This is a genomic window from Neoroseomonas terrae, from assembly GCF_018129025.1.
Lineage (GTDB): Bacteria > Pseudomonadota > Alphaproteobacteria > Acetobacterales > Acetobacteraceae > Neoroseomonas > Neoroseomonas terrae.
The window spans coordinates 1-15,423 of record NZ_JAAEDI010000028.1 but is presented as its reverse complement, the minus strand read 5'-3'; the positions used below and the strand labels follow the sequence as shown (position 1 = coordinate 15,423).

Annotated in this window: 14 protein-coding genes; 11 read left to right on the top strand and 3 right to left on the bottom strand. The window is 69.1% G+C overall.

What is annotated here, in order from left to right:
• Positions 1–44 precede the first annotated feature (44 nt).
• Complete coding sequence (locus tag GXW78_RS22295) at positions 45–839, top strand: amino acid ABC transporter ATP-binding protein (RefSeq protein ID WP_211871109.1); 795 nt, start codon at positions 45–47, stop codon at positions 837–839.
• A 270-nt stretch (positions 840–1,109) separates the two neighbouring features.
• Here GXW78_RS22295 and ilvE read toward each other — a convergent pair whose 3' ends face one another.
• Positions 1,110–2,021, bottom strand: coding sequence for a branched-chain-amino-acid transaminase (gene ilvE / locus GXW78_RS22290; protein ID WP_211871108.1), 912 nt, complete (start codon positions 2,019–2,021; stop codon positions 1,110–1,112).
• A 128-nt stretch (positions 2,022–2,149) separates the two neighbouring features.
• Here ilvE and GXW78_RS22285 point away from each other — a divergent pair, with 128 nt between their 5' ends.
• From GXW78_RS22285 to GXW78_RS22250, 8 genes are read left to right on the top strand one after another with little or no spacing between them, the layout of a single operon-like run.
• Positions 2,150–2,968: an enoyl-CoA hydratase gene (locus GXW78_RS22285; protein ID WP_211871107.1), complete on the top strand. Its 819-nt coding sequence runs from the start codon at positions 2,150–2,152 to the stop codon at positions 2,966–2,968.
• A gap of 7 nt (positions 2,969–2,975) precedes the next feature.
• The gene (locus GXW78_RS22280; protein WP_211871106.1) at positions 2,976–4,604 is read left to right on the top strand and encodes an acyl-CoA synthetase; all 1,629 of its coding nucleotides are present in this window, start codon (positions 2,976–2,978) and stop codon (positions 4,602–4,604) included.
• The gene (locus GXW78_RS22275; protein ID WP_211871105.1) at positions 4,601–5,992 is read left to right on the top strand and encodes a M20/M25/M40 family metallo-hydrolase; all 1,392 of its coding nucleotides are present in this window, start codon (positions 4,601–4,603) and stop codon (positions 5,990–5,992) included. Before GXW78_RS22280 ends, GXW78_RS22275 begins: the two co-directional genes overlap by 4 nt.
• A 9-nt stretch (positions 5,993–6,001) precedes the next feature.
• Positions 6,002–6,928, top strand: a complete 927-nt coding sequence (locus GXW78_RS22270) for a DnaJ C-terminal domain-containing protein (protein WP_211871104.1) — start codon at positions 6,002–6,004, stop codon at positions 6,926–6,928.
• A gap of 1 nt (position 6,929) precedes the next feature.
• A complete protein-coding gene (locus GXW78_RS22265) occupies positions 6,930–7,244 on the top strand; it encodes a chaperone modulator CbpM (protein WP_211871103.1) in 315 nt (104 codons plus the stop codon).
• On the top strand, positions 7,241–8,146 hold the full coding sequence (locus tag GXW78_RS22260) for a dihydrodipicolinate synthase family protein (RefSeq protein WP_211871102.1): 906 nt from the start codon (positions 7,241–7,243) through the stop codon (positions 8,144–8,146). The genes GXW78_RS22265 and GXW78_RS22260 overlap by 4 nt, the downstream gene beginning before the upstream one ends.
• The gene (locus GXW78_RS22255) at positions 8,143–9,318 is read left to right on the top strand and encodes a Bcr/CflA family multidrug efflux MFS transporter (protein WP_211871101.1); all 1,176 of its coding nucleotides are present in this window, start codon (positions 8,143–8,145) and stop codon (positions 9,316–9,318) included. The genes GXW78_RS22260 and GXW78_RS22255 overlap by 4 nt, the downstream gene beginning before the upstream one ends.
• The gene (locus GXW78_RS22250; RefSeq protein ID WP_211871100.1) at positions 9,315–9,872 is read left to right on the top strand and encodes a GNAT family N-acetyltransferase; all 558 of its coding nucleotides are present in this window, start codon (positions 9,315–9,317) and stop codon (positions 9,870–9,872) included. Before GXW78_RS22255 ends, GXW78_RS22250 begins: the two co-directional genes overlap by 4 nt.
• A 348-nt stretch (positions 9,873–10,220) precedes the next feature.
• Here the strand turns inward: GXW78_RS22250 and GXW78_RS22245 are convergent, their stop codons facing one another.
• Positions 10,221–11,897 (bottom strand): thiamine pyrophosphate-binding protein, encoded by a 1,677-nt coding sequence (locus GXW78_RS22245; protein WP_211871099.1) that lies wholly within the window; start codon positions 11,895–11,897, stop codon positions 10,221–10,223.
• Between the two features lie 91 nt (positions 11,898–11,988).
• On the opposite strand from GXW78_RS22245, the gene GXW78_RS22240 reads away from it, so the two are divergent.
• The gene (locus tag GXW78_RS22240; RefSeq protein ID WP_211871098.1) at positions 11,989–12,420 is read left to right on the top strand and encodes a DUF3597 domain-containing protein; all 432 of its coding nucleotides are present in this window, start codon (positions 11,989–11,991) and stop codon (positions 12,418–12,420) included.
• Between the two features lie 316 nt (positions 12,421–12,736).
• On the opposite strand, the gene GXW78_RS22235 is transcribed toward GXW78_RS22240, so the two are convergent.
• A complete protein-coding gene (locus GXW78_RS22235) occupies positions 12,737–14,725 on the bottom strand; it encodes an elongation factor G (RefSeq protein WP_211871097.1) in 1,989 nt (662 codons plus the stop codon).
• A gap of 319 nt (positions 14,726–15,044) precedes the next feature.
• On the opposite strand from GXW78_RS22235, the gene GXW78_RS22230 reads away from it, so the two are divergent.
• The coding region (locus tag GXW78_RS22230) for an outer membrane beta-barrel protein (RefSeq protein WP_211871096.1) at positions 15,045–15,423 on the top strand (379 nt) is incomplete at its 3' end.

The following is a 15,423-nucleotide window of genomic DNA, read 5'->3' as shown; positions in this document are numbered from 1 at the left end:
GGCCCCATGTGATGCACAACAACGTTCTGGGACACGACAACGACATGAGCGCTGCCATCGAGACGGGAGGCTTCGTCGCTTCCGCCGTCCGCACCGACGCCCCGCCGGCGATCGTGATGGACAAGGTGAACAAGTGGTTCGGCGCGCTGCACGTGCTGCGCGACGTCGACCTGCAGGTGGCGGCCGGAGAGCGCGTGGTGGTCTGCGGGCCATCCGGCTCCGGCAAATCCACCATGATCCGCTGCATCAACCGGCTGGAGACGCACCAGGAAGGCCGTATCCTGGTGGACGGCGTCGAACTGTCTGACGACGTCCGCGCGCTGGATGCCATCCGCCGCGAGGTCGGGATGGTGTTCCAGTCCTTCAACCTGTTCCCGCACCTGTCCATCCTTGAGAACTGCACGCTTGCGCCGATCTGGGTGCGCAAGATGCCGAAGAAGCAGGCCGAGGAACTGGCGATGGAATACCTGACCCGGGTGAAGATCCCGGAGCAGGCGAAGAAGTTCCCGGGGCAGCTTTCCGGCGGGCAGCAGCAGCGCGTCGCGATTGCCCGCGCCCTGTGCATGAAGCCCAAGATCATGCTGTTCGACGAGCCGACCAGCGCGCTCGACCCCGAGATGATCAAGGAAGTGCTCGACACCATGGTCATGCTCGCCGCCGAGGGCATGACGATGATCTGCGTGACGCACGAAATGGGCTTCGCCCGGCAGGTGGCCGATCGGGTGGTGTTCATGGACCGCGGCGAGGTCGTGGAATCCGGCACGCCGGACCAGGTGTTCAACGACCCGAAGACGGAGCGGCTGAAGCTGTTCCTGAGCCAGATCCTGCGCGGGCACTGATCCGGGAGGGGCGGTGCCCCTCCAGCCCATCGGGGCCGATTGACGTTGCTGCGCAACGCCAATCGGTGCCTGGAGCGCCGGGGCCGCAATCTGCTGGTGCCGGGCGCCACAGGCGCACTGCACTAAGCCCGATCCCAGGTTGCGGCTTGCCATGCCCCTTCGGCCTTTGCCGGGATGGCTTGGAGGGGTCTAACTAACCCCCTCCAACGGACCGCGGGAGTTCTCAGGTCGCGGCCTTCGGCGGCCCCAGTGGGCGGACGCCCTCCCCTGTCACACCGCCGTCCGCCATTCGGCGTGAGCGTCCGTCGTCCCGCGCACGACCGATTCATAGGCTTCCTGCAACCGCATCGTGATCGGCCCGGGCTTGCCGTCGCCGACCGGCAGCCGGTCGATCGATGCGACCGGCACCAGTTCCTGTCCCGTGCCGCAAAGGAACACTTCGTCCGCGACGTACAGCTCGCTGCGATCGGCGCGGCGTTCCTGCGTCGGGAGGTCGAGTTCGGCGGCGAGCTTCAGCACGGTATCGCGCGTCACGCTTTCCAGGATGTCGCTGTCGCGCGCCGGGGTGATGACGGCGCCGTCGCGGACCATGAACAGGCAGGCGCCGGCGGATTCGCTGACCTTGCCATCGCGCGTCAGCAGGATTGGCGCGTCGTAGCCATCGGCCTTGGATTGCAGGGTCGAGATGCGGCCGGCGTGGTAGTTCGCGGTCGCCTTGATGCGTGCCGGCGTCGTGTTGTCGGCGATGCGTGTCCAGGAGGAGACGTTGAGCGACAGGCCGGTGGAGCGCTTGGTGGAACGTTCGCGCGGTATTGCGGCACAGACCCAGCCGACCTTGCCGGTGGTCGACTGGTTGCCGAGGCTTTCGATGTGCACCTGAAGGCGGATGTAGCAATCGTCGTCCGGCGCGTTGGCGCGCACGGAATCGAGCACGCCCTGGCGCAGCTGCTCGCGTGACGGCGGGTCGTCGAAGCGCATGAACTTCATGCCCTGGTCCAGCCGCACCAGATGCTCCTCGAGCCGGAAGACCGAGAGGCGCCCCGTCGCGGGGTTCATGTAGGCGCGAATGCCCTCGAACACCGAGGCGCCATAGGCGAGGCCGACCGCGAGCGGGTGAAGCCGTGCGTCGTCGAAGGGAATCGCCTTCCCGTTCTGGATGATGGTGTGAGCGGTCCAGGCCATGATCTTCCCCAAGCTGCCGTGACGAAGCAAAGGCTGGCCCGGAGAAGCGGCAACGGCAACCCCGGGCCGAATTCCGCGGGGGCGCAAAACGGTCTACCCTGACGGGGCACGACGACGGGGAGTTGACAATGAGCGCAGCGACCGAGACGGCGCCAGCACCGATGTTGCTGCGGGACGACCGCACGGAGGGCGTGACGGTACTGACGCTGAACAGACCGGCCTCACGCAACAGCCTGTCGCTGCAAATGCTGGAAACGCTGGAGAACGCGCTCGCGACGATCGGCGAGGATGCTTCGGTCCGCTGCCTGGTCCTTGCCGCCGCAGGACCGGTGTTCAGCGCCGGGCACGACCTGCGCGAGATCAAGGCGCATCGCGCGGATCCCGATCATGGTCGCGGCTTCTACGATCGGGCGATGGAAACCTGTTCGCGTGTCATGCAGGCGATCGTCGCGCTGCCTCAGCCGGTCGTCGCGGCGGTGCAGGGGGTAGCGACGGCGGCGGGCTGCCAACTCGTTGCCACCTGCGACCTTGCGGTGGCCTCGGACCAGGCGCGGTTCTGCACGCCGGGGGTGGACATCGGGCTGTTCTGTTCGACGCCGGCCGTGGCGCTTGCGCGCGCCGTGCCGCGCAAGGCCGCCATGGAGATGCTGATGCTCGGGGACATGATCCCGGCCGAGGAGGCTTTGCGCATCGGGCTGGTGAACCGTGTGGTGGCGCCGGACGAGGTGATGCCGGTCGCGCTGGCATTGGCGGGGCGGATCGCCGCCCGTTCTGCGCTGACGGTGCGGATGGGCAAGCGCGGCTTCTACCGTCAGATCGACCTGCCGCTCGCCGAAGCCTATCGCGAGGCGGCCTGCGTCATGACGGACAATCTGATGGCGCGCGACGCCGCCGAAGGGATCGGCGCCTTCCTCGATAAGCGCCGGCCGGTCTGGGAGGATCGTTAGGAACCGCATGTCCAAGTACGAGACGGGGCTGGGCCGCGACGCCGCGAACCACCAGCCGCTGACGCCGCTGCTGTTCATGGAACGCTCGGCGCGGGTCTACCCCGGGACACTCGCCGTGGTGCACGGCGCGGTGCGGCGAAACTACGGCGAGCTGCGAGACCGCTGCGTGAAGCTGGCGCATGCGCTGACGAAGCGCGGCATCGGGCGCGGGGACACGGTCGCGGCGGTGCTGCCGAACATTCCGGAAATGCTGGAATGCCACTATGGCGTGCCGATGGCGGGCGCCGTGCTGAACACGATCAACACGCGGCTGGATGCCGCGACGATCGCCTACATCCTCGACCACGGCGAGGCGAAGGCGCTGATCGTCGACCGGGAGTTCATGCCGGCCGTGCGGCTCGCCCTGCTGCAGGCTACGGTGAAGCCGTTGATCATCGAGGTGGATGATCCGCTGGCGCCGGAGGCGGCTCGCGCCGAGACGCTGGGCGGCGTGCCCTATGACGCGCTGCTCGCCGAGGGCGATGCCTCCTTCGCCTGGCCGATGCCCGCCGACGAGTGGGACGCGATCACGCTGAACTACACGTCGGGCACCACCGGCAAGCCGAAGGGCGTCGTCTATCACCATCGCGGCGCGCACCTGCTGGCGGTGGGCAACGTGCTGTCGGCGGAGATGGTGAAGCACCCCACCTACCTCTGGACGCTGCCGATGTTCCATTGCAACGGCTGGTGCTTTCCCTGGACGGTCACGGCGCAGGCCGGCGTGCATGTCTGCCTGCGCGCCGTGCGTGGGGCCGACATGTGGCGGCTGATGGCGGAGGAGGGCGTCACGAACATGTGCGGCGCGCCGATCGTCATGGCGACGCTGCTGACCACGCCCGAACCCGACAAGCGCGCGCTGTCGAAGCAGGTGAAGTTCATCGTGGCGGGCGCGCCGCCGCCGGAGGCGGTACTCGCCGCGATGCAGGCAGCCGGCTTCGCCGTCTGCCACGTCTACGGCCTGACGGAATGCTACGGGCCCTCCGTGGTGAACGAGTGGCATGGCGAGTGGAACGCCAAGCCAACCGGGGAGCAGGCGGCGCTGATGGCACGCCAGGGCGTGCGGTACCTCGCGCTCGAAGGGCTCGACGTCATGGACCCCGCGACCATGCAGCCGGTGCCCGCTGATGGCAGGACGCTCGGCGAGGTGATGATGCAGGGCAACGTCGTGATGAAGGGCTATCTGAAGGACGAGGCCGCGACCGGCGCCGCATTCAAGGGTGGCTGGTTCCATACCGGGGACCTCGCGGTCAAGTATCCGGACGGCTACATCCAGCTCAAGGATCGCTCGAAGGACATCATCATCTCGGGCGGGGAGAACATCTCCTCCATCGAGGTCGAGGATGCGCTGTACAAGCACCCCGCCGTGGCGGTGGTGGCCGTCGTGGCGCGGCCCGACGAGAAATGGGGCGAGACGCCCTGCGCCTTCATCGAGCTGAAACCGGGCGCGACCGCGACCGCCGAGGAGCTGATCGCCTTCGCGAAGCAGCACATGGCAGGGTTCAAGGTGCCGCGCCACGTCGTCTTTGCCGAACTGCCGAAGACCTCCACCGGCAAGATCCAGAAACACGTCCTGCGCAGCCAGGCGAAGGAAACATGACCGACATCGACACCATCCTCGCCCACGCTGCCGTGCGGCGTGACGAATCCCGCGCCCGCTGGTTCGACTGGCTGCGCATTCCGTCCGTTTCGGCGCAACCGGCGCATGCGCCCGATTGCCGGCGGGCGGCGGAGTGGCTCGCGGACCAGCTTCGTAGCATCGGCTTCGTCGCGGGGCTGAAGCCCACGGCGGGCCATCCGGTGGTGCTGGCGCACCATCCCGGCCCTGCCGGCGCGAAGCGCCACCTGCTCTTCTACGGCCACTACGACGTGCAGCCCGCGGAACCCATGGAGCTGTGGACCAATCCGCCCTTCGAACCCGTGCTGGCGGACGGTCCGAACGGCAAGCGCGCCGTGGCGCGCGGCGCGGTGGACGACAAGGGTCAGGTGATGCTCTGGCTGGAAGCACTGCGCTTCTGGCACGCGGTCGCGGGCGGCCCGCCCTGTCGCATCTCCGTCGTGGTGGAAGGCGAGGAGGAGGTCGGGTCCAAGGATCTGCCCGACTTCCTCGAAGCCAATGCCGATGCGCTGCGCGATGCCGATGTCGTCGTCATCAGCGACAGCAACATGTGGGACATCGCGACGCCGTCCATCGTCACCAGCGTGCGCGGTCTGCTCTACACGCAGATCGACATCACGGCGGCGAACAAGGACCTGCATTCCGGCCTGTTCGGCGGGTCGGCGCTGAACCCGATCAACCTCATCACGCGCATCCTGGGCGATCTGAAGGATGAGGCCGGGACCATCCTGGTCCCGGGCTTCTATGACGGCGTACAGGAGATTTCCGCCGAACGCCGCGCGCAGTGGGATGCGCTGAATTTCGACGAGAAGGCTTTCCTCGGCGGGGTCGGCCTATCCGTGCCGGCGGGCGAGATGGGCCGCTCGGCGCTGGAACGGCTCTGGGCGCGCCCGACCGCGGATGTGAATGGCATCTGGGGCGGCTACACCGGGGATGGCGCGAAGACCGTCATTCCTTCCGAGGCCCATGCGAAGGTGTCCTTCCGGCTGGTGCCGGGGCAGAGCCCAGCGAAGGTCATCGCCGGCCTGCGCGACTTCATCATCGCCCGCATGCCCGAGGACGCCCAGGTGAAGATCCAGGTCTTCAGCCATGGCGAGGGGATCGAGATCCCGTCGGACAGCCCTTTCGTACGCGCTGCCCAGGCCGCGCTGACAGCGGAGTTCGGCAAGCCCGCCGTCCTCCAGGGCGGCGGCGGCTCGTTGCCGGTGGTCGAGCAGATCAAGCAGATCGTTGGGCTCGACTGCCTGCTGGTCGGCTTCGGGCTGGACGACGACCAGGTGCACAGCCCGAACGAGAAATTCGACATCGCCTGTTTCGAGCGTGGCATCGACAGCCATATCAGGATGCTGGCGGCCCTCGCCGAAGCCTAGGAGACCACGTTGGCCCAGGACCCTTACGACGTTCTCGGCGTGAAGCGCGACGCCTCGCAGGAGGATATCCGCAAGGCCTACCGCGTCTTGGCGCGCAAGCTGCACCCGGACCTGAACCCGGGCGACAAGGCGGCGGAGGACAAGTTCAAGGCCGTCGCCGCGGCCAATGACATCCTGAGCGACGCTGAGAAGCGCGCCCGCTTCGACCGCGGCGAGATCGACGCGGCGGGCAACGAACGCCCGCCGCAGCCGCCGCCCGGCTGGTATCGCGACCATGCCGGTGGCGGGGGGCCATACACCTCCGATGCCGGCTACGCCGACATGATGGACGATGACGATCTGCTCGGCGCGCTGTTCGGACGCGGCGCACGGCAGGGCCGGGGCGGGGGGCAGTTCCGCATGCGGGGCGGCGACATCCATGCGCGGCTCGACATCGAGTTCCTCGATGCGGTGAATGGCGGGACGAAGCGCGTCACCCTGCCCGACGGCAGCACCGTGGACGTGACGATCCCGCCCGGTACGCGGGAAGGCCAGATGCTGCGGCTGCGCGGCAAGGGCTCGCCGGGCATGGGCGGCGGTCCCGCAGGCGACCTGATGGTGGAGGTGAGCGTGGGCGAGCATCGTCACTTCACGCGCCGGGACGACGATATCCTGATGGACGTGCCGGTCTCGCTGCCCGAGGCGGTCCTCGGCGGCAGGATCGAGGTGCCGACGCCGGCCGGCCCGGTGATGGTGAACGTCCCGAAGGGATCGAACACCGGCACGGTGCTGCGGCTGCGCGGCCGCGGCGTGGCGCGGAAGGACGGCACGCGCGGCGATGCCTTCGTCACCCTGCGGCTGGTATTGCCCGATGCGCCGGATGCCGCGCTGGAAGCCTTTGCCGAGAGCTGGGAGGCGGGCCGCACGCAGAATCCGCGGGCCGGGATGGAGCGCTGACATGGCCGAGGACAGTGACCGTCTGCGCCGGCTGAACCTGAACGTGACCATGGTGGAGTACTGCGTTTCCGCTGGCTGGATCGCGCCCGCCGCACCCGAGTACAGCGACGCCGACCTCACCCGCGCGGCCCTGATCCGCGACCTGCGCGACGCGATGGGCGTCAACGACGAGGGGGTGGGGGTGGCGCTCGACCTTCTCGACCAGATCCACGGGCTGCGGCGCGCGTTGCGGCGCGTGGGCGATGTGATGCACGGCCTGCCCGAACCCGCCCGGCAGGACGTGCTGGTGATCCTGCGGGAACTGGACGAAGCATGAGCTCTGCGTTTCACGGCGTCTTTCCCTACCTCGTCTCGCCGGTCGCGCCGGACGGCCGCATCCTGGAGGATGAACTCCGCGGGCTGGTGGAGCATCTGATCGCGGCGGGCGTGCATGGGCTGACGCCGCTCGGCAGCACGGGGGAGTTCGCCTATCTCGACGCCGCCCAACGGCGACGGATCGTCGAGATCGTGGTGGAGACCGCGCGCGGGCGCGTGCCGGTCGTGGCGGGCGTGGCTGCGACCACGACGGCCGATGCCGTGCGCCAGGCGAAGGACTACGCGGCGATCGGCGCGGATGGCATCCTCGCGATCCTCGAAGCGTACTTCCCGCTCTCCGAGGCCGCGGTCATCGCATATTTCACCGCCATCGCCGACGCGACCGACAAGCCTGTCGTGCTCTACACCAACCCCAACTTCCAGCGGTCGGACCTGACGCTGCCGGCGATCGACACGCTCTCGCGGCATCCGCGCATCGTCGGCATCAAGGATGCGTCGACCAATACCGGCCGGCTGCTGTCCATCCTGAACCGGACGGAAGGGCGGATGGAGGTCTTCGCAGCCTCGGCGCATATCCCGCTCGCGGTGATGATGATCGGCGGAAAGGGCTGGATGGCCGGGCCGGCCTGCGCCGTCCCGCGTGAATCCGTGCGATTGTATGAGCTGTGCCGCGCCGGGAAATGGGATGCGGCGCTGACGCTGCAACGCGCGCTGTGGCGGGTGAATGAGCTGTTCGCCGCGCATTCGCTCGCCGCCTGCATCAAGGGGGCGTTGCAGTTCCAGGGCTTCGCGGTCGGCGATCCCGTGCCGCCGCAGGCGCCGCTGTCGGCCGAGGGCCGTGCGGCCGTGGAAAAGGCGCTCGCGCTCGCCGCCGAAGCGCTGGCCGCCGCCCCCGAGGCATGACCGCGCCGAGCCAGCGGCGCCTGGCGCTGATCCTCGGCGCGCTTGCCGGGATCGGGCCGTTCTCGATCGACATGTACCTGCCGGCGCTGCCGGCGCTCGGCGCGTCGCTGAATGCCTCGCCCGGCGCGGTGCAGGGAACGCTGGCGATCTACTTCCTGGGGCTCGCCTTCGGGCAGGTGCTGTACGGGCCGCTATCTGACCGGCATGGGCGGCGGGCGCCGCTGTTCGTCGGGCTCGGGCTGTACACCGTCGCGGCGATCGGTTGCGCGTTGGCGCCCGATGTCGAATCGCTGACGGTGGCGCGGCTGTTCCAAGCGCTGGGCGGCTGCGCAGGCATGGTGATCGCGCGCGCCGTGGTGCGCGACGTGACGGATGAGCGCGGCGCGGTGCGGCTGATGGCGCAGCTCATGCTGGTGATGGGCGTCGCGCCTATCGTCGCGCCGATGATTGGCGGGGCGTTGCTGCCCGCCTTCGGCTGGCGCGGCATCTTCTGGCTGCTCGTTGTCTATGGCGCCGTGATGCTGGGGGTGCTGGCGCTGTTCCTGCCGGAATCACTCCCGCCGGAGCGGCGGCGGCGGGAAGGCGTGCTCGGCGTCATGCGCACCTGGTACGGGCTGATGCGGGACCGGCGGTTCATGGGATATGCGCTGGCCGGCGGCTTCGTCATCGGTGGGATGTTCGCCTACATCAGCGGATCGCCCTTCGTGCTGATGGAACTGCATGGCGTGCCGGCGAGTGAATACGGCTTCTACTTCGGCGCCAATGCGCTCGGCATCATGGCGATGGGCCAGGCGATCGCGCGGCTGGCGCAGCGGATGCCGCCGGCCCGGCTGTTGCCGGTGGTGATCTGCGTGCCGCCGGTCGCCGGCCTTGCGCTGCTCGCCACGACGGTGAGCGGCATTGGCGGCTTCCCCGCGCTGGTCGCCGCGTTGTTCTGCTACGTCGCGATGATCGGCGCGGTGATGCCGCTGACGGTTGCGCTGGGGATGGGACCGCACGGGGCGGTCGCGGGCAGCGCGTCCGCGCTGATGGGCACGTTGCAGTTCGGGATCGGGGCGGCTGCCGGCGCGCTGCTCGGCCTGTTGCAGGACGGGACGGCGATGCCGATGGCGCTGGTTATTGCCGGATGTGGGGTGGCGGGCTGGTGTTCCCGGCGGTTCCTGGCGCCATGACGCAGTTGATCCGGCCATCCCGTGATGCGCTGGATGCGTATGTCGCGGCGCTGGAGGCTGGCTGGTCGCCGGCGAATGTGGGCGGTGATGCGGTGCCGCGCGCGCACCTCGCGGCGATCCGGCAGGATGCGGACGCCTTCTTTGCCGGCCTGCACGACCCGGAGGCACGCGGCGCGCCGATCTCGCTGCCGGACGGATCGACAGTGCCACGGCTGCCGGCCTTCACGCGCTGGATCTGGGATGGTGCATTCTGCGGCGCCATCCATCTGCGCTGGCAGAACGGAACCGACGAGCTGCCGCCGCACGTGCTCGGGCACGTCGGGTATACGATCGTGCCTTGGAAGCGGGGGCACGGGCATGCAACGCGGGCGCTCGCGCTGCTGCTGCCGGAGGCGCGGGCGGTGGGATTGCGGCATGTCGATCTGACGACGGACCCCGGCAATGCGGCGTCGCAGAGGGTAATCACGGCGAACGGCGGCTTGCTGGTGGGGCGGTTCACGAAGGACGCGGCATATGGAAACGCGGAGGAGTTGCGCTTCCGCATCGGGCTGTAGCTCGCGGTCCGGCAGTCGGAGCGCTTCAGCGGCCCAGTTTCAAGCTTCGGCTCTCAAGACCTTCCGGCTGTTCCGAAGATCGGAGGGGCGCTGCCCCTCCGAACCACCCCGCCAGGTGCTTGGAGCACCTGGACCGCAATCTTTTGGCGTCGGGCGCAGCAGGCATGCTGCACCCCCCACGGACGCTTCGTGCTCAGAGCGGCTCTCGGCACCATTCCAGCGCGCCGCGCCGGCGCCCAGTGTAGGTTTGCAAAGGCCCTTCGGCCTTTGCTGGGGTGGCTTGGAGGGGCAAAGCCCCTCCAACGACAACAGCGTCAGCACGATAGCAGTCTGAAGGCCCTCCGGCCTCTACTGCCGCGCCCGCTCCGCGTGCTTCCCCATTGTCGCGTACGGCGCATAGGGCGGCACGGGCCCGATTGCGCGCATGTCCACTTCCACCAGCGCCGGCCCCTTCACCGCGACCGCCTGGCTGACAACCTCACCGACGGTCTCCGCGCTCGACACGCGGAAGTAGGGCAGCCCGGCCAGGGTGGCGAGGCCCTGCAACTCCGGCGTCAGGAGGTTGTCGCCGAACTGGCGGCCGTCGGCGACGGCGTCCTGGATGTGGCGGATCACGCCGTACCCGCCGTCGTTCATCACCATCGTCACGAGGTCGGGCTTTTCCTGCGCGGCGGTGAAGATTTCGCACATGCCGAGGGAGAAGCCGCCATCGCCCACCATCGCCAGCGTCTTGCGCCCTTCCGCCGCGATGGAGGCGCCGAGGCCGAGTGCGAGTCCCGGCCCGATCGCCGCTCCGACCGGGTAGACTGAATCCTTCGGGTCGAAGATCGGGAAGACGCGATTGCCCCAGGTGGAGTTCGCGATGGTGATGTCGCGCACGAACACGCCGTCGCGCGGCAGCGCGGCGCGGATCGCGTCAGGGAAGCCGGCATAGGGGCCGAGGGTCGCGAGATACTCCTCCCGCGCGCGGGACTTCATGGCGGCGAAGTCGGCGGCGTAGCCTGCATCGACGCCGCTCCGCCCTGCCAGCCGGTCGGCGATGCCGGCCATCACCAACCCCGCGTCGCCATGGACGAACAGGCTGTTGCCATAGGTTCGACCATCCGCCGCCGGATCGCTGTCCACATGGATCAGCGTCTTCGGCAGCTTCATCGAGAAGTCGCCGGTCTCGTGACCGCGCAGGCGCGATCCCACGACCAGCATCGCATCGACCGATCCGTAGAAATCCTGCACGCGCGTGGACCCGTTGCCATGCAGGCCGCCCAGCGTCATCGGATGGTCTTCGGGGATGGTGCCTCGCCCGTTCCAGGAGGACACGGCGCCGAAGCCGAGGCCCATCAGCCGCAGGGCCGCATCGCGTGCCTGCTTCGCGCCATTGCCGAGCCACAGCATCGGCCGCTTCGCCCCGGCGAGGATCTCGGCCGCGGCATCGAGCGCGGCGGGGCTTGGTGGCAACGGGGCTGCGATCGGGAGCACCAGCCCGTCCAGCGCCGCCGGGCGCGCGATCGGCGCGCGCTGCAGGTCGATCGGAATTTCCACGGAAACCGGGCCGCGTGGGGCCGACAGGGCCTCGGCCGCCGCGCGCACCAGCACGCCGAAGGCCTCGTTGGCGCTGCGCACGCGGTACGCCGCCTTGCACGCCGCCGCCAGCATCGCCGTCTGGCCGGGCACGTCATGCACCGTGCCGGCGTCGCGATCGATGTGCTTCGTGGCGGTCTGGCCGGTGATATGCAGGACAGGCGACCCGGCAAAGCGTGCCTCCACCAGCCCTGGGATCGCGTTCGCCATGCCCGGCCCGGTCGAGGTGAACAGCACGCCGAGATGCCCGACCACCCGCGCATAAGCATCGGCCATGTGCGCGCCGCCCATCTCGCCACGCGCCATGACGTAGCGGAGCGCGTTGCGCCGCCCGATCGCATCCAGCATCGGGATGTTGTGGACCGAGACGATGCCGAAGACGGTCCGCACGCCGATCTGCGGCAGGATGTCCGCGACCAGATCGGCGACGGTGTACGGGCTGTTCATGCAACGTTTCCCCTATGGTTCGCGTTGAGTGTGGCACGCGTTGCACGGGCTGACAGCCCGTGTGCGCGTCATCACGCAGGGAGCACGCCTCATGAGCATTTTCCGGTCGATCATGGACGGCATCTTCCATCGCAATCCCGCGGAGCACGCGCAGACCACAAAGCCTGACGAACCGCCGAAGGGGGCCGAGGAGGAGGGAACCGGTCCGCTCTCGGCCGCCCCCGATTCCGCACCCGAGGCGCCCGGCCACACCGCCGCATCCCAGCCGGTAGACGTGGTCGCGATCCTGTCCGAGATGGAGGCGAAGTCCGGCCGCCAGCTCAACTGGCGCCAGTCGATCGTCGACCTGATGAAGCTGCTGGGGCTCGACAGCAGCCTCGCGGCGCGGGAGGAACTGGCAAAGGAGCTCGGCTACACGGGCTCCACCACCGACAGCGCCGCCATGAACATGTGGCTCCACAAGCAGGTGATGCGGAAGCTCGCCGAGAATGGCGGCAAGGTGCCGGCGGGTATGCTGGCCTGAGCGGGGAACTACCGTCGCCGTCGCAGACGGAGGGGCGCCGCCCCTCCGAACCACCCCGCCAGGTGCTTGGAGCACCTGGACCGCAACCTGTCGGCGTCGGGCGCGACGGCCCGTTCTCCTGATCTCAAAGCCCTTCCTGCGCGGAGCAGTATGACGACTATGTTCCGATCCTGCCCGCGCAGTGCCAGGTTGAGGTTTGCAAAGGCCCTTCGGCCTTTGCCGGGGTAGGGTTCGGGAAGGGGCAGAGCCCCTTCCTGATCCACCCGCTGCCGTCAATCTTCGCGCAAACCCCGCGGCGCCATCCAATCCCTGCGCCCTATCGCGTGCGCGCTTCCGCGAGGTGATCGAATCGGCGCGTGTAGGTGCCGAGGCCCATGGTCTGCGACCGCAACTCGATGATCAGGTCGTGCAGTTCGGCTTCGGGAACCAGGGCCTGTACCTCGTCCCAGCCCGGCCAGTCCTCCTTCTCGGCGAAACCCAGGATCTGGCCGCGGCGGCCGGTCAGCAGCCGCTGCGCAGCCGGCGTTCCGTCCTGTGGCACCAGGATCGTGACGTGGTCCACGGGCTCCAGCATCACCGGTTCGGCCTTGGCCAGCGCCTCCTGCATCGCCAGGCGCGTCGCGGTGGCGAAGGCCATGTCCGATGAATCGACCGAATGGAAGGCGCCGTCGAGCAGCGTGACGGCGATGTCCACCACAGGGTTGCCGAGCGGCCCCTTGCGGGATGCTTCCTCTGCCGCGTCGCCCACTGCCGGGATGAACTTGCGGGGGATGGCACCGCCGACGATGCGGTCCTCGAAGGCGAAGCCCTCGCCGCGCGCACGCGGTGTCACCTCAAGCGTGACGTCGGCGAACTGCCCGTGGCCGCCCGTCTGCCGCCGGTGCCGCGCGTGGTGGCGCGCAGCGTGGCGGATCGTCTCGCGGAAGGCCACGCGCGGCCGGGTTGTGGACACGCGGAGGCCATGCGCCTCTGCCAGCCGCGACACCGCATGGCCGAGATGGATGTCCCCCTGCCCCCCAAGCAGGATCTGCCCGGTCTCGGCATCCTGCAGCACGGTGATGGAAGGGTCCTCCTCGGTCAGGCGCTGCAGCGCGCCGGAGAGGCGGACATCGTCCTTGCGCTCCTCGTTGGAAATGGCGAGCGCGTAGACCGGCGCCGACGGCGCCGGAAAGGGCAGCGCCGGGACGTTGCCGGAAGGCGACAGCGTGGCCCCTGTCGCGACCGTATCGAGCCGGCCGAGCGCCACTACCTCGCCCATCTGCGCCTCCGGCACCTTGCCCGGCTCGCCGGCCGGGAAGCGCGTGACGCCGCCGATCCGGGCGCCATTGACCGTGGCGCCATCCTTCAGAGCACCGCGCCAGATCCGCGCGAAGGACAGTCGACCGCCATGCCCGGCATGCACCGTGCGGAATATCTGGGCGACCGCCTCGCCTTCCGGGTCGAGACCCAGGCGCTGAGCGGTCGCAGCAGGATCTGGGGCGTCGTGTCGCAACGCCTTCCACAGCCGGGCGATACCATGGCGGCGTTCCGCCGCCCCGAGCAGGACGGGGTCCAGCCCGCCGGCGGCGACGTCCGCATGCAGCGGGCGATATAGGTCATCGGGCGTGGGCACGGTGTCCTCGATGACTTTTTCCAGCAGGGCGTCGTCGTGGTCTGCCAGCGCCTCGGCGAGCGCCGCGCGGGCTTCGACCTCGCGCGACTGCACCGCATCCGGGATGCGGATCAGTTCGGACACCTCGCCGCGACGCCAGCGATAGGCGCGCTCGCTGACCAGGTCGACATAGCCGGTGACGTCGCCGCCCTCGCGGATCGGCACCTGGCGGAGCACAAGCGGGCGGCGGGAATGCGCCTGCAGCGCGGCGATGGTGTCGCGAATGCGTCCCTCGCCCAGCGTATCGGCCTTGTTGACGAAGACCATGGCAGGCAGCCCGGCCTGTTCCAGCGCGTGGAAGGCGGGGGCAAGCGCCGCGGCGCGGGCCGGATCGGGTTCGCAGACCAGCAGCGCGATGTCGGCGACGGCGAGGGCGGCGGCGACCTCCTGCCCGAACTCGACCGAGCCGGGACAGTCGAGCAGCGCCCACTCCTCCTCCATCATGGTGCAGTGGGCGAGGCGGGTCTCGGTGCCCATGACACGGCTGCGGGCCTCGGCCCGGCGCGGCGGCGGGCTGCCGGCGGCGGTGAGCAGGGCGTCTGTCAGGGTGGATTTGCCGCTGCCCTGCGGTCCGATCAGGGCGACGGTGCGGGGCCCGGCCCCGCCGGGCGGTCTCGACCTTGGGGCGGCCTTGGCTGTTCCATTGGCGCTCATCGCGACGGTTCCTCCTGTGCCCGGCCGTGGACCGGCCGTGTGCGACGGCGGCCGGGCGGGAGGGGCCGCCGGGAGGCAGACTAGATCGTTTTGCGGCGGAAGGTGCAGCGCTTCGCGGCGGCTTGACGCGGTTCGGCGGCGGGACACCGAGGGGCCACGGTGTGGCGCGCCCGCAACACTGTCCCGCTGATATCGATCCGGCGTGAGGATCATCCCCGCAAGCCGCTGAAAGTTGTGATTTAGTGTTTCTCGAACCCCTGGAAGCAGGGGGCGCCCTGAGCACCGCGGCGACGGTGCGGATCGGATGCGAGGAATGACGATGAGCCTGAAGAACACGCTTCTTGCCGCGACGCTGCTGTCCCTGCCGATGGCCGCGACCGCGAATGCGCAGAGCTGGGACCCGCGGACGACCGGCGTCTACATCGGCGCTGGTCTCGGCACCAACTTCCTCGATGACTCGGATTCCAACCGTGGGATCTCGGCCTCCTTCGAGTGGGGCTACATCGGTGTGCTCTCCGTCGGCTACGGCTTCGGCAACGGCCTGCGCCTCGAACTCGAGGGCAGCTACCGCCAGAACGACGTCGACGGCATCAGCACGCCGAGCGGCAACGTGCCCCGCACGACCGGCACCGTCCGCAGCTACGGCCTGATGGCCAACGTGCTGTATGACTTCGTGCTCGGCCCGGTGGTTCCCTATG

Bases quoted from the DNA above. Each gene is read 5' to 3' on its own strand.
- GXW78_RS22295 (WP_211871109.1), top strand. From the start codon at position 45: ATGAGCGCTGCCATCGAGACGGGAGGCTTCGTCGCTTCCGCCGTCCGC.
- ilvE (WP_211871108.1), bottom strand. From the start codon at position 2,021: ATGGCCTGGACCGCTCACACCATCATCCAGAACGGGAAGGCGATTCCC.
- GXW78_RS22285 (WP_211871107.1), top strand. From the start codon at position 2,150: ATGAGCGCAGCGACCGAGACGGCGCCAGCACCGATGTTGCTGCGGGAC.
- GXW78_RS22280 (WP_211871106.1), top strand. From the start codon at position 2,976: ATGTCCAAGTACGAGACGGGGCTGGGCCGCGACGCCGCGAACCACCAG.
- GXW78_RS22275 (WP_211871105.1), top strand. From the start codon at position 4,601: ATGACCGACATCGACACCATCCTCGCCCACGCTGCCGTGCGGCGTGAC.
- GXW78_RS22265 (WP_211871103.1), top strand. From the start codon at position 6,930: ATGGCCGAGGACAGTGACCGTCTGCGCCGGCTGAACCTGAACGTGACC.
- GXW78_RS22260 (WP_211871102.1), top strand. From the start codon at position 7,241: ATGAGCTCTGCGTTTCACGGCGTCTTTCCCTACCTCGTCTCGCCGGTC.
- GXW78_RS22255 (WP_211871101.1), top strand. From the start codon at position 8,143: ATGACCGCGCCGAGCCAGCGGCGCCTGGCGCTGATCCTCGGCGCGCTT.
- GXW78_RS22250 (WP_211871100.1), top strand. From the start codon at position 9,315: ATGACGCAGTTGATCCGGCCATCCCGTGATGCGCTGGATGCGTATGTC.
- GXW78_RS22245 (WP_211871099.1), bottom strand. From the start codon at position 11,897: ATGAACAGCCCGTACACCGTCGCCGATCTGGTCGCGGACATCCTGCCG.
- GXW78_RS22240 (WP_211871098.1), top strand. From the start codon at position 11,989: ATGAGCATTTTCCGGTCGATCATGGACGGCATCTTCCATCGCAATCCC.
- GXW78_RS22235 (WP_211871097.1), bottom strand. From the start codon at position 14,725: ATGAGCGCCAATGGAACAGCCAAGGCCGCCCCAAGGTCGAGACCGCCC.